Below are 22,207 nucleotides of genomic sequence, written 5' to 3' on the forward strand. Positions count from 1 at the left end.
AATACAATATTAATGAATATATCTTATTTCCACAAACAATTTCGGCTTTTTATCGATAAAAATAGTGTTTCATCGAAATGATATTAGGGTTTGAAAATCCAAAAAATAGTCTTACTTTTGCAGCCAATTTTAATTTAAATATAGATTTTTATGAATCAATACGAAACTGTTTTCATCTTGAATCCCGTTTTATCTGAAGATCAGATAAAGGAAACAGTTAAGAAATACGAAGACATTCTTGTTTCTAATGGTGCCAAGATGATATCAAAAGAGGATTGGGGGCTTAAAAAGCTTGCATATGCAATCCAACACAAAAAAAGTGGATTTTACCACTTATTTGAATACCAGGTACCTGGTGAAGCTATCAATGCTTTAGAAGTTGAGTACAGAAGAGACGAACGAGTAATGCGTTACCTTACTGTACGCCTTGATAAGCATGCAATTGCTTGGGCAGAGAAGAGAAGAAATAGAAACAAACAAAAAGCTTAATTATGTCATCTATAGAACAACAAGCTAAAGGAAAAAAAGACGGAGAGATTAGATATCTTACTCCTCTTAATATAGATACATCAAAAACGAAGAAATATTGTCGTTTTAAAAAGTCTGGTATCAAGTATATTGATTATAAAGATCCGGATTTCTTGATGGCATTTGTAAATGAACAAGGTAAGCTATTACCTCGTCGCCTTACAGGAACTTCATTAAAATATCAACGTAAAGTAAGTGTTGCTGTAAAAAGAGCAAGACATCTAGCTTTAATGCCATACGTTGGTGATTTATTAAAATAAAATTCGTCATAACATATTATGGAACTTATATTAAAGAAAGACGTTGAGAATCTAGGATTCGCAGACGATGTAGTAGAAGTTAAGAATGGTTATGGTCGTAACTATTTAATTCCTAATGGATTTGCATTATTAGCAACTCCTTCTGCAAAAAAAGTACTTGCTGAAACGTTGAAACAACGTGCTTTTAAAGAAAAGAAAGAGATCGAAGATGCAGAAAAAATAGGAAAGAAACTTACTGGATTAGAAATCAAAATTTTAGCGAAGGCTGGAGCTGGAGATAAATTATTTGGTTCTGTATCTAATGCTGATGTTGCAGAAGTATTTGCTAAGGAAGGTGTTGAATTAGAAAAGAAATTTATTACTGTGCCTGGTGGAACAATTAAACGTTTAGGTCAGTATGAAGCTTCTGTACGCCTTCATAGAGAAGTAATTATTCCTGTTGCTTTTGAAGTAATTACTAAAGCTAAATAGGTAAATAACAGTTGATAACTGTTTTATAATATTATGAAAAATCGCTCTTTTGAGCGATTTTTTTATTTTATTTTTATTGAAGTTGTTTAAACTTTTTTGATTCTAGCGAAAAAGTTTAAACAACTTCATTCTTAATCAATTAATTAAAAGTTATTATTACATGAAAAAAATTATTCTATTAATTTTAGTGTTGATGGGGACTACGATCAATGCTCAGGTTACTACTTCCAATATTTCGGGAATAGTACGTGATAATGGGAGTCAATTACTACCAGGTGCTAATGTTACGGCAGTCCATGGACCTACAGGTACTTCTTATGGTGGAGTGACTGATTTTGACGGGCGTTTTAATCTAAACAATTTACGTGTAGGCGGGCCCTATAGAATAACAATAAGTTATGTAGGTTTTAAAAAGCAACTTATTGATGAAGTGTTTTTACAATTGGGACAAACCTTTAACCTTAATATAACGTTGGTTGAGGATAGTAATCAATTAGAAGAAGTTATAATTACTACTAATAAAAATTCTACATTCAGTAGTGATCGCACTGGTGCAGAAACTAGTGTTGGTAGAAGAGAATTACAAACATTACCTACAATATCACGTTCTGCTGCTGATTTTACAAGATTAGAACCTACAGCAAGCGGAAACTCTTTTGGAGGAAGAAATGATCAATTTAATAATTTCAGTTTAGATGGAGCTGTATTTAATAATCCTTTTGGATTAGATGCTGCAACTCCGGGAGGCCAGACTGATTCACAACCAATCTCGTTGGATGCTATCGAACAGATTCAAGTATCTACAGCTCCTTATGATGTAACATTATCAGGGTTTACAGGAGCATCTGTTAATGCAGTTACAAAAAGTGGAACCAATACTTTTAAAGGGACTGTTTATGGATTCTTTAGAAATGAAGACCTTACCGGTGGTAAAGTAAAGGGAGAGGATGTATTTAAGTCTGATCTGGAGCAAACTCAATACGGATTTAGTATTGGCGGACCTATCATTGAGAATAAACTGTTCTTTTTTGCTAATGCAGAAAGAGATCAACGTACTGATTTAGGTTCATCCTGGTTACCTAATACGGGTAGTGGTGGTATTAATGAATCTCGTGTATTAGAATCGGATATGATTGCGGTTAGCAATGCACTGGCAAATTTGGGGTATACTACAGGCGCATATCAGGGATTTACTTATGATTCTGAATCTACCAAAGGAATCCTTAAGCTAGATTGGAATATCAATGATAAACATAGAGCAGCTATTATTTATAATTTTTTAAGAGCTTCTAAAGAAAAACCTGCACACCCAACGGCATTAGGAATCCGAGGACCTAGCGCTTCTACATTGCAGTTTGAAAATTCGGGTTATGAGATTAATAATAATATAAACTCTTTTCAGTTAGAAGTTAATTCTACATTCTCAAGCAAGTTTGCTAATAAATTCCAGGCAGGTTACACGCATTTTGATGATTTTAGAAATCCATTATCAGCACCTGCACCTGTAATAACAATTCAGGATGGAGCTGGATCAAATTATATCATTGCTGGTCATGAACCATTTTCTATCAATAATAAATTAGATCAAAAAGTAATTCAGGCAACTAATAATCTTAATATTTTTCTTGGAGATCATACGGTTACAGTTGGAGCTTCTTTCGAGATGTTTAGATTTAAGAACTCGTTTAATTTAACGGCATATGAAGATTTTGCTAATTTTGGATCTACATATCGTGGGTTATTTTCACCCTATGGTTCGGTAAGTTCCTTTTTGGATGATGCAAATAATGGTGTAGTCGCTGCTAATATACAATTTGCTCAAGATCGTTTTACAGCACTAAACGCTGCAGGAGATGGTAATGATGGAGGTTGGAAACTAGCAGAGTTAAATGTGGGGCAATTGGCTTTTTATATTCAGGAAGAATGGAATATTACAGAACGATTTAAGTTTAGTTACGGGATTAGGTTTGATAAACCATTATATTTTGATACCGATGAGCGTATTCAGGAATATATAGATACTGATAATGGAGCTAGCAGAGATGAAAGTATTGTATATTTTAATCCTAACGAAGGAGAGGTATCTTTAAACTCAACTACTTTACCTACAGATAGACTTTTGATATCACCAAGATTAGGATTTAATTATGATGTTAAAGGAGATAAAACTTTCCAACTCCGTGGAGGTACAGGTATATTTACAGGTAGACTACCATTTGTGTGGATAGGAAACCAGGTGAGTGGGGCAGATGATGGTTTTTTCCAGATTGTAGATCCTGATTTTCAGTTTCCGCAGGTATGGAGATCTAGCTTAGGAGTTGATTATAGATTGAATAATGGTGTGATCCTTACTGGTGATTTTGCGTATACAGAGGATATAAATGGAATTCATGTTCAGAATTGGGGATTACGTGAACCAACTCAAACATTATCAGGAGTTGATAATAGACAAATATATGGAGCTACAGATAGAGGTGCTAATAATGCTTTTGTGCTAACCAATTCTAACAAAGGAAGAATTGTAAACGCTTCTTTTAAAGCAGCTAAGAATTTTGATAATAACCTGTATGCTAGTGTAGCCTATAGTTATTTGGATGCTAAGGATGTAAATTCTATTGAAGCAGAAATTACCGGAGATGCATTTGCAGGTAATCCTGCTTTAGGAAATGTAAATAATGATGTTCTATCGTACTCTAAATATGGAGATAAACATAGAATCATTGCTATTGCTTCTAAAAAATGGACATATGGTAACGAGAAATTTGCAACTACTATTTCTGGTTTTGCTGAATTTGCTCAAGGTGGTCGATTTAATTACACCTATGCAGGCGATATTAATGGAGATGGATCTTCTTTGAATGATTTGATTTATATTCCTACACAGACCGAATTAGCTACGTATTCATTTAGCGGAGCTTCTTTTAATGAAAGAGAAGCGCAGAGAGCAGCTTTTGAAGCGTATGTTCAACAAGATGATTATCTTAGGGATAATAGAGGAGGCTATGCAAAACGATATGGAGCTATAGCACCATGGAGAAATAAGGTGGATGTTAAGCTGCTACAGGATTTTAATATTAATGTAGGAGAAAGAACGAATACGATTCAGGTTAGCTTAGATGTTTTAAATGTTGGTAATTTAATTAATTCGGATTGGGGATTAGTACAACAACCAAATAATGTACAGGTTTTAGGAGTTAATGTAGATACAGCTACAAATACACCTACCTATTCTTTTGATTCAAATTTGGTTGATACTTATGGATATGATTCGAGTCTTCAATCAAGATGGCAGGCTCAGGTAGGATTACGATATATATTCTAAAAGAGAATTTATTTCTATTTTAAAGAACAAAAAAAGCCTTCACATTGAAGGCTTTTTTTATTGTTTTATTAAAACTATTGATTGATTAATCGATAGATGAGTATTGCTGTACGTTTGGTTAGAGCTTCAAAGGTAGTTAGATCTAATGTTTCTTTTGGAGTATGTGCTCCACTTCCCATTGTTCCTAATCCATCCAGGCAGTCTACATAATCAGCTACAAAAGAAGTGTCTGCTGCTCCTCGTTTACCCGGGTCATATGCCTCAACTACCCCTTGATCAAGAGCTTTACTTACCTTATTTAATAATGTTAGTAGTTTTAGGTTGCCTTCTGTGGGTTGCATAGCAGGATAACTATCATTAAAAGAGATAGTAGCACTGGTCTGTGGTAAATTTTCTTCGGTAATTTTTTTCATTTTTGAGCGTGCTCTTTCTTTTTGTTCCTCAGAAATAAAACGTAATCCTCCTTTTACCATAACCGTTTGTGGTACTACATTGCTTTTTCCGAAAGCTTCTCCTTCGCTTATTGAGCTATCAAATTTAACTTCTGTTCCTCCCAGAATTACTCCAGGATTAAAAGTTAAAAACTCTTCTCCTTTAACATCTGTATAGAAGGCGTTTAAAATTCTGGAAGCTTCAAAAATGGCACCTGCACCTACTCGTTCATTAAAAACGCCAGATGAATGTGCTCTTTTTCCTTTAACCTCTAATTTCCATCCAGAAGACCCTCTTCGGGCAACTGTGGCATAATTAAATCCTGTAGATGTCTCAAACCCTAATGCTATTTCACTTTTTTTAGCAGCATCGATCAAATCTTTTCTACTAATATCTAATGGTTGACCTGTGCTTTCTTCATCTCCGGTAAAGGCAACTATGATCTGTGCATCATTAAGTAATTTATTTTCATGTAATGCTTTTAAGGCATATAACACAACAACATCTCCGCCTTTCATATCATTAGTCCCGGGACCATATGCAATATCTCCATCTTTCTTAAATTTTTGAAAAGGACTATCTTTTTCAAATACAGTATCCAAATGCCCAATGAGTAATATTTTTTTTCCTTTACTTCCAGAAATTTCTGCAAACAAATGTCCGGCTCGATTTACTTCTGCAGGCATATCAATCCAACGTGTGTTAAAATCAATTGCATCAAATTGTTCTTTAAATACCATTCCTACCTCTTTTACACCAGCATGATGCATTGTTCCACTATTAATATTTACTACTTTCTCTAGAAATTGAATAGCTGATTTATGATTGGCTTCTATCGATTTAATGATTTTTTTTTCTGTTTTAGAAAGTTCTTGAGCATTCATAGTAAGTGTTATGAAGAGAAATAAAAAGATATGTGAAGAACGTGTAGTGAAAAAAGTATTCATTTTGTGTGATGTTATTTGTTGAATGATAAATATAAGGACTTTAGAGGTTATAGATTTTATATTTTGGGGTAAAGGGAAAATAGAGGTTAGAAGACAGTGTTTATTGTTTTAAAATCATCTTTTTATAATTACTTTTGCAGTCAATTTTTTTACAATGAAATATCAAAGATTAAGCAAGGAACAATTAGAAGAATTACATGCAGAGTTCATCAACTTTTTGGCAACACAATCCATTACAGCAGAAGAGTGGAGTGATATTAAAGAAAATAAACCTCAAGTCGCCGAAGAAGAAATTGATATTTTTAGTGATTTGGTATGGGAAAAAGTACTTGCCAATGCGCAATATCTAGAACATTTTTCGAAAGATCAGATACATTTGTTCGAATTGCAGGATAATGAGATGTGTCTTATTGCGGTAAAGGTGAATAATGAAGCTATTGATATCACTACACAAGAAGGTTATCAATGGTTGCAGGGTAATTTACTAAATGACGAAGTGGTATTTTATAATGCGTCTAAGGAATATAGTGATGATAAAAACCTGGATAAATTTACATTAATCCAAAAAGGAGCAAATATCACTAAAGGGGAGTTATATCACTATTTTGCTAATATGATCGAAAACAGAGAGTAATAGCAACTGTTTTAAAATAATAATTAGTGATCACAGTATCATAAGAAATGTCTTATATATTGTGAAAGGTAATATGTAGTTAATTACTATTCGTATCTCAAAGATTCTATAGGGTCTTGTTTTGCAGCTTTTACGGCAGGATATAATCCAGAAACAACTGCAATTACAAAAGAAATAGTAGTAGCAGCAAATATAGCAAGCCAAGGAGTGCTAAAAGAGAAATTTGCCGCAGCCGAAATTCCTCCTCCAATCAGGATTCCCAGGATAATCCCTACAAGGCCACCAATTTGACCGATAATAATGGTTTCCATAAAAAACTGACCTGCGATAGTATGTTTTTTGGCTCCCAAGGCTTTTCTTACCCCAATTTCTCGGGTTCGTTCGGTAACAGAAACCAACATGATATTCATTAAAGCAATTGAAGAACCAAATATGGTAATAATACTAATAATCCAGGCAGCATAGTACAGATAAACAGTAATACTGGCTATTCGATTTAATAAGTCATCACTACGCTCAAGTCCAAAATTATTTTCTTCGATCGGATTTAGTCCTCTTATGTTTCTAAAAGTCAGAATAGCCTCATCCTGAGCACCTTCTAGAAATTGTTTGTCATCTACCTTTACACTGATACCATAATTAATATTAGGAAGTGTAAAAATGGATCTCGCTATCTGTAAAGGAATCAGGACTCGTAAATCCTGATTATTTCTAAATGTAGCTCCTTTGCTCTCCAGAAGCCCGATTACCTTAAATTTTACTCCTCTAATACTTATGGTTTTACCCATAGGATTAGTATCCTTAAATAAATTCTTTTTAAAATCGGATCCAATAAGACATACGTGGTTATTGTTTTCTACATCAAAAAAAGTGAAATTTCTACCATTATCTATTTCGGTTCCGGTATTTTCAAGGTAATTTTCATTAATTCCTACTACAGATACTTCCGGGTCTGTTTTTTCACTATCATATTTTACTTCGGCATTACGAGTACCAGTAAAATGAATAGATGTTTTTGAGAAAGGGTAACTATACTTATCTTTAAATTCTTTTACATTACGATAGCTAATAATAGGATTGATTTTATCTCGATCTCTACTGTTTCTCGTACTAAATTCGTAGCGTTGGATATTAAAAGTATTAGCACCCATTGAAGCAAAATCTCCAGAAATCGTATTTTCTAAAGCACCAACCAAAGTAAGTATTCCAACCAATGATGTAATACCAATTGCAATAATTAATATAGTAAGAACAGTTCGTAGAACTTGCCCTTTTATAGAGTCCATTGCAATTCGGATATTTTCTCTAAAAAGTGAAAACATAATAGTTTTTAATAGTGAGTTCTTTATATAGGACTACAAAACGTGTTTAAAGTTACTCAAAAAACCAGATTTTTTATAAGTATTGATCAAGGTCTTTATACTTTTTTTAGATATTTGCAGCTTGAAATAACAGGTAGTTAGTAAAGGTTAGTTAATGATTTGTAGTTATGATATTGATTATCAGTAAACTAATTGCTGCTTATGTACGAATTAAAATGATTTATGAGTACTAATAGAATATTATATTTGCAGGCTTACAAAGATAAATAGGTACTGTACTATATCTATAGTCTATCCAATACTCACTAAAAACTAGATAATGGCACAAAAACCATCAATACCAAAAGGAACACGTGACTTTTCACCTATAGAAGTGGCTAAGAGAAGTTATATTATGAATGTTATTAAATCACAGTTTCAATTATTCGGTTTTCATCCTATCGAAACCCCTAGTTTTGAGAATAGTGAAACCTTGATGGGTAAATATGGAGAAGAGGGAGATCGATTGATTTTTAAGATATTAAATAGTGGAGATTATCTAAATAAGGTGGATGAAGCTTTATATTCATCTAAGAATAGTACTAAAATGACTACAAAGATTAGCGAAAAAGCACTTCGTTATGATCTTACGGTACCATTTGCACGTTATGTTGTGCAACACCAGAATGAAATTGATTTTCCGTTTAAGAGATACCAAATGCAACCCGTATGGAGGGCAGATAGACCACAAAAGGGACGTTTTAGAGAGTTTTATCAATGTGATGCAGATGTGGTAGGAAGCGCTTCTTTATGGCAAGAGGTTGATTTTATCAAGCTATATGATTCTGTTTTTACCAAACTAAAACTTCAGGGGGTAACCATTAAAATTAATAATCGCAAAATTCTTTCTGGGATTGCAGAAGTAATAGGAGCAAGCGATAAATTAATTGATTTTACGGTTGCACTGGATAAATTAGATAAAATTGGAGAAGATGGAGTGAAGAAAGAGATGTTGAATAAAGGTATTTCCGAAGCTGCTATAGAAAACGTAAAACCACTTTTTAATTTTACAGGAACGACATCAGAAAAGTTAGATAAATTACGAAATATGTTAGCTTCTTCTGAAGAAGGGATGCAAGGAGTAGAAGAATTACAATTTATAGTTAATGCTATTAAAGAGATTCCATTAGAAACAGCAATTTTGGATCTTGATGTTACATTAGCACGAGGATTAAACTATTATACAGGAGCTATTTTTGAAGTATCAGCACCAGATACTGTAAAAATGGGATCTATAGGTGGTGGCGGTCGATATGATGATCTAACAGGAATTTTTGGATTAAAAGATATTAGCGGTGTAGGAATTTCTTTTGGTTTGGATAGAATTTATCTTGTTCTTGATGAATTAGGATTGTTCCCAGAAACGGTTGCTCCTTCGACAAAAGTACTATTCATAAATTTTGGAGAAGAAGAAGCGTTTTATTGCCTGAAAGCAGTTAATGCACTTAGAAATGATGAGATAATAGCAGAGCTATATCCCGATAATGCCAAAATGAAGAAACAAATGGGGTATGCAAATAAAAGAACAATACCATTTGTTGTACTTGCAGGTACTTCAGAAATGAATAATAATACATTTACGGTCAAGGATATGGAATCCGGAACTCAAAAAGAAATGGATTTAAAGGGCTTAAAAGAGCTTTTACGATAATTTTTTTGTTACTTTTAAGAAATAAAATACTAAATTAACGTTACTTCTTATAACATTAATTTAACTATATATTGTCTTAAAACTAAAATTATGAAAACCCCTATTTTGACCATTTTTCTTTGTCTAGCATTATTATCTGTAGTTTCTTGCAAAAAAGAAGCTAAAACTGATAATTTGGAGCCGGTAGAAGTTGCTAGAGGAGATACATCTGATTTTATTGAAGAAGTTGATGAGGAGTCCGAAGCAAAAAAGAAGAAAAAGTCGACCAAAAAGAAAAAACCTGCCAAGAAGGAAAGTACTACTGATGATAAAACATACCATATACCAGGAACCTTTGATACTACAGATAATACATATTCCAAAAAGTATATAAAGGATTATGAACGATATGTGGCAAATTATGAGAAAGCTGTAGAAGCAAACGATATGGATTCTTTTCTTAAATTAAGTGACGCAAGTAGCGATCTTAGTAAGCAATATAACCGCCTTATGAATATACTTCCTGGGGAAGAAATAGAAAAATTAAGTGAATATATGCAAGTTAAATCCGAGCAACTTGCAGAGCTATCTTCTAAAATGTAGTCTTTTTAATTCAATATTTTAAAAAGGGAATAAATAATCACTAATTTCTCTTTCGGTAGGTAATATAACCTATTTGAAACACCAAAACAGGCAAGGTGTATTGATTCTTAAATACTTCTTTACACCTGCTTTTGTAATCGATTTTCATATTCAATTTTAACAACATAGCTTATGTTGGGTGCATTTGATTATAATTCCTAAAAATCACTAATTATACTGAATAACATGCTTTTTTCACTGAATTCAGGGGGATATATTTGCTATTCATATGTATATATTTGCACAGAATGTTAACTCTTTAAAACTTTTAGATACCTATATAAATAATAATACTATAGCAGTTTTAGAGATTTTAAGTATATAATTATTGTACCATCACTTTTAATTATTTTTTATGAAAATAAAAGTACTTCTAATCTTATCTTGGATAGTCCCTGCACTATTATACCCTTTTAGTAATGGTAAAGATTCGCTTACTGTTAAAACAGATAAAGGAGAAAAAGTAGTAAGAGAGAATACAACGATTTCTAAGTTTGTTAAATTTCCCGAACTCGATAAAGAATTTCCTCTAAAAAATGTTTTAGATGTCTCCTATGCTCCAGAATTTACATTTAGTAATATTCAGAAAGAATACAATGCACCGGGAGAATTAGTTAATAAAGGAAAAGAAGAAGCTAAAGTTGGTTTTGAAGAAATAGATAAGGAAGGAAAATGGGTTACATCATTTAGTAATGAAGATATACAAACGTTACCTGTTGGGGTAAAATACATAGCAAACGAAGTCGAATATCAACTTGGTTTTACAAAAGCGAGGTTTAATAAAGAATATACAGAACTCACTGTTTTTGTAAGAGTTATTCTCCCACAAACAGATGAAAAAGGAGATCCTCTAGAGATTTTTTTTGGAGCTAATAATGTAAAACTTTCACACCAAGGTGGATTAATGGGCGATGCTAATTTAGTATTACTTGGAGATGTGTTTATACCTTTTAATGGAGGAAATTGGTTACTGTCATTAAAAGGAGGGTTTGATTTTAAAACCGGAGATACCCAAAACAAAACGTCTGTAACGATTAATTGCGATGGGGTAAAAGAAATGAGATTGGATGGAGAAGTTCAATTTTCTCGTAATATGTTACTTCCGGTTGATGAGAAAGGAAAACTTTTAGAAGAAACGAGATCATATACTGGTGCGGATAATAAAATTAGGCAGATACCTAATAGAGTACGCGGAAATTTTAAAGCAGTAGCATCAAATTGGAATGATCTGATCGTAGAGATCGGAATTACACCATTTGTTCTGACCAATCAGAAAGACAAATTTATGTTTTCGCTAAACAAAGCAGTATTTGATTTTAGTGACCTAAGAACAGAAAATGTTACTTTTCCAAAGCACTATTACGAAAAAGGACTTTTATTGCCCAGTGAAGAATCATGGCGAGGAGTATTTGTTGAGTCATTAGAAGTAGTACTTCCAAAAGAATTTAAAACAAAAGAAAGCATTTCTAAAAATGATAGAGTACGTTTTGAAGCTGCTAATTTACTCATTGATAGTTATGGAGTTTCAGGGCAATTTGCTGCCGAAAATATAATCCCTTTAGAATCAGGAAGAACATCAGAATCTAAGGCATGGGCTTTCTCTGTTGATAAGATTGGTATCGAATTGGCTTCAAATAGATTAATAGGAGCGGATTTTAGTGGCCGTATCCTACTTCCGATTTCTGATAATGGAAAAGAACAGGATGATGATAAGAAAATGGGATTGGGATATAAAGGAATCATATCAGAAGAAGAATATGGCCTTGTTGTTTCTACTTTAGACACACTACAATTTGATGTGTTTCAAGCCAAAGCAGAATTACTACCTAATTCTGCCGTAGAACTAATGGTAAAAGATGGTTCTTTTCAACCCAAAGCTATCCTTAACGGAAGAATGGCTATTTCTGCAAGTCAAAAAGAATCATTGGCTAATGAAGGGAAAAAAACAGATGATGATGCAACTGTTCAATTTAAAGGAATCGAATTTCAAAATTTAGTACTCCAAACGACTTCACCAATTATGAAAGTTGACTATTTCGGGTATAAAGATGAAGTAAAACTAAGCAGTTTCCCTGTATCTATAGCCGATATTGCTTTTTCTTCAAATGAGCATGAAGCTGGAATTGAATTTGACCTAAAGGTAAACCTGATGGGAAAGGGGTTTGCTGCAGATGCTCGTTTAGGAATTTTCGGAAAATTTGAAGAAAAAGAGTATAAGCAACGATGGAAATATGACAGATTAGATATTTCTGAAATTCATCTTATAGCAGACATGGGAGCCATACAATTAGAAGGTTCTTTACTGTTAATGGACAATGACCCTGTGTATGGAGATGGTTTTTCTGCAGAAATCACGGGTACGTTTGGTAGTTTTGGACCACTGAGCTGTAAAGCGATTTTTGGAAAAAATGAATTTAGATATTGGTATGTTGATGCTGCGATAAAAGGTTTAAAAATACAAGCTGGACCGTTTCAAATAAATGGATTTGCCGGTGGTGCATTCTATAGAATGAGTAGAAGACCTAATGCAGGACCTGATTTCTCACCTTCTGGGCTTTCTTATATTCCTGATGAATCTACACGATTGGGGGTAAAAGCAGCTGTTTTTGCAGCAATCGGAGATGAAAGCGCAATTGCAGTAAGTGCCGGTTTTGAAATAGAGTTTAATAAAAGTGGAGGTGTAAATCGACTTGGATTTTATGGAGAAGCACAGGCCATGAAAGCATTTAGTTTTGAAAACCCTGTAGCAAAACTGTCTGAAAAGCTTAGTGGAATGGTAGATAATGAAATGGTAAATGGCATTATGGACACCAAAGCAGGCAAAACATTCATGGATAAAGCAACAGAAGAATATCCTGAAGAAATTGTAGGAGAAGTAGCAATTAGTGCAAAATTAGCTATGGAACTTGATTTTGTTAATAAGTCATTTCATGCTACACTGGATTTATATGTTAATGTAGGTAGTGTTATCGTAGGAAGAGCATCCAGAGGTCGTGCGGGATGGGGTGTTGTACATATATCTCCAGATGAATGGTATGTTCATATGGGGACACCAACAGATAGATTAGGTCTAAAAATGGGAATTGGCCCTCTTTCTATGGAAACAGGAGGGTATTTTATGACTGGGGATCGAATACCCGGTAGCCCACCACCACCACCCGAGGTAGCTCAAATACTTGGAGTAGAAGCAGAAGTTCTGGACTATATGCGAGACGAAAATGCATTGGGAGATGGTAGAGGTTTTGCCTTTGGAAGTGATTTTAAACTTGATACTGGAGATCTACGATTCCTTATTTTTTATGCACGTTTTCAGGCTGGTTTAGGATTCGATATCATGCTTAAAGATTATGGAGATGCTCGCTGTGTAAATACAGGTGATGAAGTTGGGATTAATGGATGGTATGCTAACGGACAAGCATATGCATATCTGCAGGGAGAGCTAGGGATTCGAATCAAATTATTTTTTATAAAGAAAAAGATTCCGATTATAAAAGGAGGAACAGCAATACTAATGCAAGCCAAAGGACCAAATCCGTTTTGGATGCGAGGGTATGCAGGAGGATATTTTGATTTATTGGGAGGTCTGGTAAAAGGAAGTTATCGATTTAAGATCACATTAGGTAAAGAATGTGAGTTTGAAGATGCCGCACCATTAGGAGGTATAAAAATGATTACTGATCTTACACCCAAAGATGGAGATAATGATGTAGATGTCTTTGCAGCTCCGCAAGCAACATTTGCAATGAAAGTAAATCAACCTATTGTAATTCCAGAAGATGATGGCGATAAAACATATAAAGTTATTCTAGAAAGGTTTACCGTTGTTGACGAAACCGAAAAAGAGATTATAGGAGAATTAGAGTGGGGGTATATGAATGATAGAGCAACATTTATCTCTGATGATATTTTACCTCCGGCAACTAAATTAAAAGCTACTGTAGAAGTAAGCTTTCAGGAAAAAATAGATGGTGTCTTCAAAACTATTTTGGAAGATGGACAAAAAGTGATTGAGATTGAAGAGAGAAATTTTATCACAGGAACAGCTCCCGATCATATCCCTTTACATAATATACAATATTCCTATCCAGTAGTAGATCAACAATTATTTTATTCTGGAGAACATAATACCGGGTATATACAATTACAACGAGGGCAGGATTATCTTTTTGATAATGCGCAATGGCAAAGTATAGTAAAATATGTAGATGATAATGGAAGAATAGAGGAATCTGCTTTTAACTATAATAATTCGGGGAATAAAGTAAGTTATACTATACCTAAAACAGATAAAGAGACTAAGTATTTAATGACTATAGTAAGTACTACCAAATCTTCAAAAGATTCGAATCAGGATAATACCAGTACAGAGACTAAAGATCTGGGAGAAAATAATACACTCGAAATTCGGAAAAACAATGCTCAAGATGTAATAAAAGAAGGAGAAATAGAAAGGCTGAGTTATGAATTTAAATCAAGTGAGTATAAAACTTTTGCAGCAAAAGTTAAAGATATAAGTATTACGGATAATGATTGGGGCAAAATTACTTCTGATGTAGTATACCTAACGTCTAAGATAAAAAATCATGAAGGTTTTGATATTGTAGAACTTAGAGGAAATAAATATTCAGAAAAGAAATCTTTGGTAGTAGTAGAATCTACATTAAAAGATGATTATTTGATAGAAGATATAGACCCTATATTATATCGATATTATGGAATAAGTAAAAAGTATACGATTAGCAGAGATCCTTCGATCTTAGGATTTATACCCAAAAGAGCTCTACCCATTAGTTCAAATTATCTTACTAGTCTGGAACACGGAGTGGATCTAAACTGGAGAGCGATTAATTTTCCGTATCGATACAATTTACCAGAAGTGTATAAGGTTGATTATTTAGATGTAAGAAATAAGGTGATGAATGATTATGTAGACGGCATTATTCCTGCTAATGATCCTGCTTTACGAATATTGGATAGTGAATATCTATTTATTAGATATGGAAACTATAATGTGAAACTTACCTATAAGCTTCCTGGTGGAATAACGGGAAGTAGTGCATATTACAAATTTAAAAACCCAATGAAAATACGTTAATGAAAAGGCTTTTATACATAATAGTATTTTTTGGAATAACTAGTTTGGGCTATGGCCAGAGTAATGAAGATACTTCTCAAAATGAAGTTCAGATCATTGCCAGGTTTCAAAATGGTAAAGTCCTATTACGATGGGCACCAACTGCTGCTGGAGTATGGTTAAAAGGTAATAAATATGGATATCTTTTAGAGAGATTTACAGTTAAAAAACAAGGAAAACTCTTAACACCACCATATGAAAGAGTTGTTTTGCAAGATTCTATTCGCCCCAGACCTGTAGAAGAATGGGAAGATATAGTTCATAAAAATGATTACGCAGCTATTATTGCTCAAGCTATATACGGTGAAGGTTTTCAAGTAGAAGAAATGCAAGAAGGAGGAGTGGCTCAGATTATTAATAAGTCTGCAGAGATAGAGCAGCGATATTCATTTTCATTATATGCGGCAGATATGAATTTTGAAGGTGCTCAAATGGCTGCTTTAGGATACATTGATGAGTCAATAACCCCGGGAGAAGAATATTTGTACCGTATAAAAAGCAGAATTCCTGAAACAAAAAGTATAAAAGAGATATCAAGTTCGGTTATTGTTAATACGGTGCACTCAGAACCTTTACCATCTCCTATCGATCTTATTGCTGTTCCTGATGATAAAAGTATTTTATTAACCTGGGAATATGAGATGTTTAAAAGTGTTTTTACTTCTTATTTTGTAGAACGCTCAGAAAATGGTTCAGACTTTAATAGACTAGGAGATATACCTTTAGTCAACCTTAATGATAAACCTGGCCATCCTGCAAAACGAATGTTTTATGTAGATACCATATCACAAAATAATAAAACATATCACTATCGGGTAATTGGGATTTCACCATTTGGAGAAGAAAGTCCAGCTTCTAAAATTGCTTCTGCTAAGGGAGTTAAAAAATTAACAGCAACACCGCATATTTCTAAACATGCGTTTGATACAGAAGGAAATGTAATTATTACATGGGATTTTTTAAAAGAAGCAGAACAAGAGATTACTAGCTTCGAATTAAATTGGGCAGCCCAGGAGGCTGGTCCATATAAACCTGTAGTATCTAATATTAGCCCAAATGCCCGTAAAACAACATTTAAAAAACCAGAACCTTCTAATTATTTTAAGATTACAGCTCATGGGCAAAATAATCAAAAAAGTACCTCATTAAGTGCATTCGTTCAAACTATAGATAGTATTCCTCCGTCAGCACCTATTGGATTAGTAGGTACCGTAGATAGTTTGGGAGTAGTACAATTAAAGTGGCAGGCAAATACAGAAAAAGATATGTTAGGGTATCGCGTATTTAGAGGAAATCTGAAAAATGAAGAAGTAACACAAATAACCATTTCTCCTATAGAAAGTACTTCGTTTCAGGATACAGTTCAAGTAAAATCTTTAAATAAAAAAGTATATTACCAGATTGTTGCTGTAGATCAGCGCTTTAATATGTCTGAGTATTCTGAAAAACTTACCTTAAAAAAACCAGATGTTGTGCCACCTTCTTCTCCAGTATTCGAAGAATATAAAGTAATTGATAAAGGGGTATTTCTAAAATGGATTAATAGCTCAAGCGATGATGTTAGTCATCATCAATTGTATCGCCAAAACACAAATGAAGCCGATAAAGGATGGCAGTTATTATTCGAAACAGATACCATTAGTTCATATACCGATACAGAGCTAGAATCAAATCAAAGGTATCGATATGCTATTTTCGCCCAGGATGATAGTGGATTAGTATCGGCGCCTTCTGTACCGATTACCGTTGTGATTAAGAATGTTGATTTAGATGAGGTAATTAAAGGATTTTCGGGAACGGTAGATAGGGTAAGCAAGAAAATTAACTTATCGTGGCGTGTAACAACCAAAGAAGTGCATGAGGTATTGATATATAAATCAAAAGAGAATGAGACACCTGTATTGTGGAAACAACTTTTGTCATCAAAAACAAATTTGATAGACACTAATATTTCTCCTAACAATACCTATGTATACCATATAAAACCTTTCCTAAAAGCAGGAGGCTATGCTACTATGGAAACGATTAAAATAAAATATTAAGAGATGAAAAAGATAGTTTATTTACTTTTTACGACTTTTTTCTTATTATTAGGAACCTCTGGTATTGCTCAAAGTTATGAGCTTACAATAGGAGGATATGTTGGAGATGGTAGCCCTGGAACAAGTTGTGGTTCTGGCTCCAAAGGGTTGCAATATATAGAAGCAACATATGCAAATGGAACGAAAACAAGAATTTTTGACCCGGGAGTGTATGAGAATAAACCTTTAGTAATGACCCCGGTTACTTTTAATGAAAACAATAAAATTGTACACTTACGTTTTCATACAAATAAACGAAGAAGAAACTCAATAGGTAATTGTAAATCTAAACGAAGAGATGGTAATATTAATATTACTGGATGTTATTATAGAGATTACAATTTTAGTGAGTTTTCACCAACTCCATCTGCTGTACCTGGAAATGCTATTATAAATGTACGACCCATTATTACATTAAATACTTCTGCAGTTTCTGATATTATAGGATATGAAGATTCGTTTGAAGTAACTGCAACTGCAGGATTTAATACTGGAGTTTATAAATGGCAATACCAGTTATCACCTGGAGCTGTTAACCCTAATGGCTCATGGCAAAATATTCCTTTACCTGCAACACCTAATATATTTAGAGCAATACCGCAGGATTTTTTGCCAAAATCAGCAATAGGGCAAAATATTTATTTTAGGATTTTACCTTGTGCAGATAAGCCATCAGAGAATATCATTAGTTTTAGATTGCGCAGATCTGCTCCCCATATTGTTTCACCTCCAACAACTACAGATGTTAGTTGTTATGATAGTATTGATGGCGAAGTAAGAGTAACTTTTGACAGAGCATTAGAACCAGGGGATAATTTGGGAATAGCCGTAAGCGATATGTCAAGACCAATAGGAACTGATCCAGATGGTAATACAATTTATGCTGCTGTAGAATCATATTCTAATATTTCACTTGATGGATCTAATAGCTATGTTTTGACAGGGCTTCCACCCAGTACTGCTGGTTTTAAATTGGATATGATAGGAGGGTATAATGGGTTTGTATATTACACAGGAGATGCAAGTCATACCGCTATTGTAAATATAAATAAACCTACCCCGGTTTCTTTTGAAGTCACAGAAATCGTAGATGTATGGTGTAATGATGGTGATACAGACATTAATAATAATACTGATGGAGAAATACATCTAAGTGCGGCTGGAGGTGGTACGGGACAATATGAATATGCTATAAAAGAAGCAGGAGCATCCTCTTTAACATGGCTACCTTTTGTAAATGCTAGTACCCATATTATAACAGGTTTAAAACCGGTTACTTATGAAGTGCAGGTGCGTAAAAAGGTTAGAGGTGGAAATGTATATTGTGTCGCCAGAGAACAAATAAATGTTGCAGGAGAAATTAGACTGGGAGACGATATCGTAGAGTCTGAAATCATAGAAGAACCAGGTGAACCATTACAGGTAGAATTGTTAGAATATAAAGAACCGACAGCCTATGGTTTTTTAGATGGTTTTTTTAAAGTTCGAATTTTTGGAGGAACCGCATTAAATGATGATAGTTATACTTTTGAATGGAAAGATAATTCTGGAAATATACTAACTACTACGACAACAAGTGTATTGCCAGGAAACCAGGGATATCAGATAATATTACATTCCATTGGTGAGGGAGTATATAATTTAAGTGCACGAGATGCTAACTATAATGCTGCCACATACAAAGATGGATGCTTCTTTACCAATATTGAATATAATCTGGAACAACCCGAACCACTTGAGGTAACCATAGAAATTTATAATCCTATTTCATGTAATATTGATAACGAATATAGTGATGGCTTTGATTTTAATACTCCTCTGGGAATTCCAGATCAATTTCAGGATGGAGCACTGGTGGTGCATGCAAAGGGAGGTGTGAAATTTGATAATACCATTGCTAATCCAGGAGAATGTAGAGCTAATTTTATGCCATATTGTTACCGATGGAAAAAGAATATAGGAGGTGTTTGGCAAAATATTGCAGTAAATGATAGTATTATAGAGAATCAAAGTGTAGGCAATTATGCTTTAAATGTAGAAGATAAAAACGGTATTGTATTAGGAACCTATGAGGCATATACAGATGTAGATGGTACCAGACAATATAGATTAGTTCAGGCTATTGATAGCACAAAATATTTATCACAACCCGATAAACTAGGGATTTCTTTTACAAATACGGTTGTCACATGTGCTAATGGAGACGATGCAGAAGCAACGACTTTTGTTGTTGGAGGAACACCGCCATATACATACGAATGGAGTAATGGAGAAACTACTCCAACAATAACCAATCTTATAGCAGGAACATATTTGATTTTTGTTACAGATGCTAAGGGTTGTCAAATAGAAGGAAGCGTAAAAATCGATCAGCCTGGCGGACTTGAAATAAACCCCATATCGGTAATATCTCCAACATGTTTTGAAGGTAATGATGGGCAAATCGAGGTAGAGATTAAAGGAGGGAATCCACCATATAATTATACATGGAGTACAGGTAGTACTTCTACATTTATTAATGGATTATCCTCAGGAACATATAGAATAGAGGTAACAGATAATAAAGGATGTAAAGCATTTTATGAAGAAAAGTTAATAGATCCCGATCCTATTATAGTGAATTTAGAAGAAAAACGTTCACTCTGTAAGGATCAATCACTTATTCTTGATATTGCGATCAATGACCCTGGAGCAACCTATTCATGGTTTAGCGAAAATGGATTTACAAGTTCAGCAAGTACTGTCGAGATTACAGAGGCAGGAAGATATGTAGCTACAATTACCAGCAGTCTTGGATGTATAGGAATCGGAGATATAGAAGTTGAGGTTTTTGATACCCCAATAGATTCTGATTTCTTAATTACAACACAAGCATATACCGATGAAGAGGTAATATTAGTTAATGTGAGTGAGCCTATAGGAGAAACTGTAGAGTGGACAATTCCCGAAGGAGTAGAAGTTGTTTTAGAAAGTAAAGAAAAATTAATACTCAAGTTTGAGAAAGAAGGCCCGTATGACATTAATTTAAGATCGTATCAGATAGATTGCTATCAGGATTTTACAAAAACTATTTTGGTTCAACCGGCTATAGAAGCGCCAGAACAATTTGCTTCTCAAGGAGAATTTATAGAAGAATTTATTGTTTACCCTAACCCTAATGGAGGCTCTTTTAAAACAAAGATCAGTTTGGCAGAAGAGTCTAATATCACATTAAAAATAGTAAACCTAATGTCGGGAGCAACAATGCACGAACGTGTAGAAAAAAATAATCTTGATTTTTTACTAGACTATTCTCTTACACTGCCCACAGGAGTGTATTTGATGTTATTAGAAACTCCAAAAGGGTCAGAAACTCGTAAACTAGTGTTTGAGTAAACCATTTTTGTCACGAAGAGTCTCTAGAAGTGCTTTTATGCTATGAATAAAATAATACACATATTATCTATACTTTGTCTTTTTGGTTGTGCCAAAGAAGAGGCAATACCTGTTATTACTGATTTCAAATTTGAAGTTTTTAATGATGATTTTTCAATACCAGTTCAGGTTGTTTTTTTTAATAGAACAAAAGGAGGAGAAGATTATGAATGGACTTTTGAAGGCGGAGTGCCTTCCAGGTCTGTAAATCGTAATCCGGGAGTCATACGGTATGACGCAAAAGGAGTGTATACTATTGAGCTTACAGCAACCAATCAAGATGGATCCCAAGGCACAAAAACTTTAGAAATACAAATTGATGACCCGGTGGTTGTTGATTTTGAAATCACAAATCTCGTAGATAATTTCTCTCCGGCTAGTTATACAATACAAAATAACTCTTCTGGAGCAGATAGTTTTTCCTGGACTTTTGAAGGAGGAACTCCGGCAAGCTCTACCGATCGTGATCCGGGAGAAATAGTATTCGCAGAGCCCGGAGATCATGTGATTAGATTAGAAATTGGTAACGGGCGAGAAACATATGATTTACAAAAAACAATTACTGTTGCTCCGTTTTTAGTTTCAGACTTCGAGTATCAGATAGCTTTTGATGACGATGATTATCAAATACCTGCTCGTGTACAATTTCAGAATAACTCAATTAGTGCTACCTCATATCAATGGACTTTTGAAGGAACTGTTTCTTCTTCTTCCGCAGAAGAAAATCCAGAGATAATATTTACTCAAGAAGGGATTCAAACAATAAGATTAACGGCCTTTAACGGAAAAGACACAAAGACTATCACCAAACAGATTGAATTTTTTAAAAATACAAATCTTAGAGAATTAAATGATATTAGGTTTGGGATTAATACAGCTCATACTGCGAATACAAGAGGGAGTTTTTATACCATAGCAAAGCGTACACTATTTACAGCTAATGAGATAACACCAGGTATTGAACAAGATATTGATTTGATTTTCTTTGGTTTAAGCAACACTTTTAATCGTAATCGATTTGTGAGCCCTGATCAATTATCAGGAACTACTTTTGATGAATTACAAAGCCCCAAAAACACAATTTTTATTAATTCTCAAGAACTGTGTAATTGTTCTGCTTCATTAACACCATCACAGTTTGATGCTATGCAGGATGACACATTGTTAAAGAACCTGGTGATAACTGAAACTCCGGGAGGGTTACAAGATTTTGATAATACGACGGTACCAAGAATTGTTCTTTTTCAAACTAAGGAAGGAAAGAAAGGAGCTATTAAGATTAAGAACTTTGTAGAGGATGGACAGAATTCTTACATACTGGTGGATATTAAAGTTCAAAAAGAGTAATTAA

Annotated in this window: 13 protein-coding genes; 11 read left to right on the forward strand and 2 right to left on the reverse strand. The window is 33.9% G+C overall.

Features of this window, described 5'->3' with window-relative positions:
- The first annotated feature begins 150 nt into the window (after positions 1 to 150).
- From rpsF to AAFU52_RS19240, 4 genes are all read left to right on the forward strand, one after another.
- Positions 151 to 489, forward strand: coding sequence for a 30S ribosomal protein S6 (gene rpsF / locus AAFU52_RS19225; protein WP_024769054.1), 339 nt, complete (start codon positions 151 to 153; stop codon positions 487 to 489).
- The gene (gene rpsR / locus AAFU52_RS19230; RefSeq protein ID WP_174412104.1) at positions 489 to 788 is read left to right on the forward strand and encodes a 30S ribosomal protein S18; all 300 of its coding nucleotides are present in this window, start codon (positions 489 to 491) and stop codon (positions 786 to 788) included. Before rpsF ends, rpsR begins: the two co-directional genes overlap by 1 nt.
- An 18-nt stretch (positions 789 to 806) precedes the next feature.
- Complete coding sequence (rplI, locus tag AAFU52_RS19235) at positions 807 to 1,259, forward strand: 50S ribosomal protein L9 (RefSeq protein ID WP_024769056.1); 453 nt, start codon at positions 807 to 809, stop codon at positions 1,257 to 1,259.
- Positions 1,260 to 1,419: 160 nt separating this feature from the next.
- On the forward strand, positions 1,420 to 4,581 hold the full coding sequence (locus tag AAFU52_RS19240) for a TonB-dependent receptor (RefSeq protein WP_024769057.1): 3,162 nt from the start codon (positions 1,420 to 1,422) through the stop codon (positions 4,579 to 4,581).
- A gap of 74 nt (positions 4,582 to 4,655) precedes the next feature.
- Here the strand turns inward: AAFU52_RS19240 and AAFU52_RS19245 are convergent, their stop codons facing one another.
- The gene (locus tag AAFU52_RS19245) at positions 4,656 to 5,897 is read right to left on the reverse strand and encodes a M20/M25/M40 family metallo-hydrolase (protein WP_394331055.1); all 1,242 of its coding nucleotides are present in this window, start codon (positions 5,895 to 5,897) and stop codon (positions 4,656 to 4,658) included.
- A 217-nt stretch (positions 5,898 to 6,114) separates the two neighbouring features.
- On the opposite strand from AAFU52_RS19245, the gene AAFU52_RS19250 reads away from it, so the two are divergent.
- Positions 6,115 to 6,594, forward strand: a complete 480-nt coding sequence (locus tag AAFU52_RS19250) for a DUF6495 family protein (RefSeq protein ID WP_438423166.1) — start codon at positions 6,115 to 6,117, stop codon at positions 6,592 to 6,594.
- A gap of 86 nt (positions 6,595 to 6,680) precedes the next feature.
- On the opposite strand, the gene AAFU52_RS19255 is transcribed toward AAFU52_RS19250, so the two are convergent.
- Positions 6,681 to 7,916 (reverse strand): ABC transporter permease, encoded by a 1,236-nt coding sequence (locus AAFU52_RS19255; RefSeq protein WP_438423168.1) that lies wholly within the window; start codon positions 7,914 to 7,916, stop codon positions 6,681 to 6,683.
- Positions 7,917 to 8,235: 319 nt separating this feature from the next.
- Here AAFU52_RS19255 and hisS point away from each other — a divergent pair, with 319 nt between their 5' ends.
- From hisS to AAFU52_RS19285, 6 genes are all read left to right on the forward strand, one after another.
- The gene (gene hisS / locus AAFU52_RS19260; protein WP_438423170.1) at positions 8,236 to 9,606 is read left to right on the forward strand and encodes a histidine--tRNA ligase; all 1,371 of its coding nucleotides are present in this window, start codon (positions 8,236 to 8,238) and stop codon (positions 9,604 to 9,606) included.
- 90 nt (positions 9,607 to 9,696) lie between these two features.
- Positions 9,697 to 10,188 carry a hypothetical protein gene (locus AAFU52_RS19265; protein ID WP_024769062.1) on the forward strand — a complete coding sequence of 164 codons (492 nt, stop codon included), beginning with the start codon at positions 9,697 to 9,699 and terminating at the stop codon, positions 10,186 to 10,188.
- Positions 10,189 to 10,582: 394 nt separating this feature from the next.
- Positions 10,583 to 15,322 carry a hypothetical protein gene (locus tag AAFU52_RS19270; RefSeq protein WP_438423171.1) on the forward strand — a complete coding sequence of 1,580 codons (4,740 nt, stop codon included), beginning with the start codon at positions 10,583 to 10,585 and terminating at the stop codon, positions 15,320 to 15,322.
- A complete protein-coding gene (locus tag AAFU52_RS19275) occupies positions 15,322 to 17,403 on the forward strand; it encodes a hypothetical protein (RefSeq protein ID WP_438423172.1) in 2,082 nt (693 codons plus the stop codon). Before AAFU52_RS19270 ends, AAFU52_RS19275 begins: the two co-directional genes overlap by 1 nt.
- A 3-nt stretch (positions 17,404 to 17,406) precedes the next feature.
- Positions 17,407 to 20,817 carry a T9SS type A sorting domain-containing protein gene (locus AAFU52_RS19280; RefSeq protein ID WP_438423173.1) on the forward strand — a complete coding sequence of 1,137 codons (3,411 nt, stop codon included), beginning with the start codon at positions 17,407 to 17,409 and terminating at the stop codon, positions 20,815 to 20,817.
- 42 nt (positions 20,818 to 20,859) lie between these two features.
- Positions 20,860 to 22,203, forward strand: coding sequence for a PKD domain-containing protein (locus AAFU52_RS19285; RefSeq protein ID WP_438423174.1), 1,344 nt, complete (start codon positions 20,860 to 20,862; stop codon positions 22,201 to 22,203).
- Positions 22,204 to 22,207: the final 4 nt, after the last annotated feature.

This window comes from Aquimarina macrocephali (assembly GCF_051627225.1).
Classification (GTDB): Bacteria; Bacteroidota; Bacteroidia; order Flavobacteriales; family Flavobacteriaceae; genus Aquimarina; species Aquimarina macrocephali.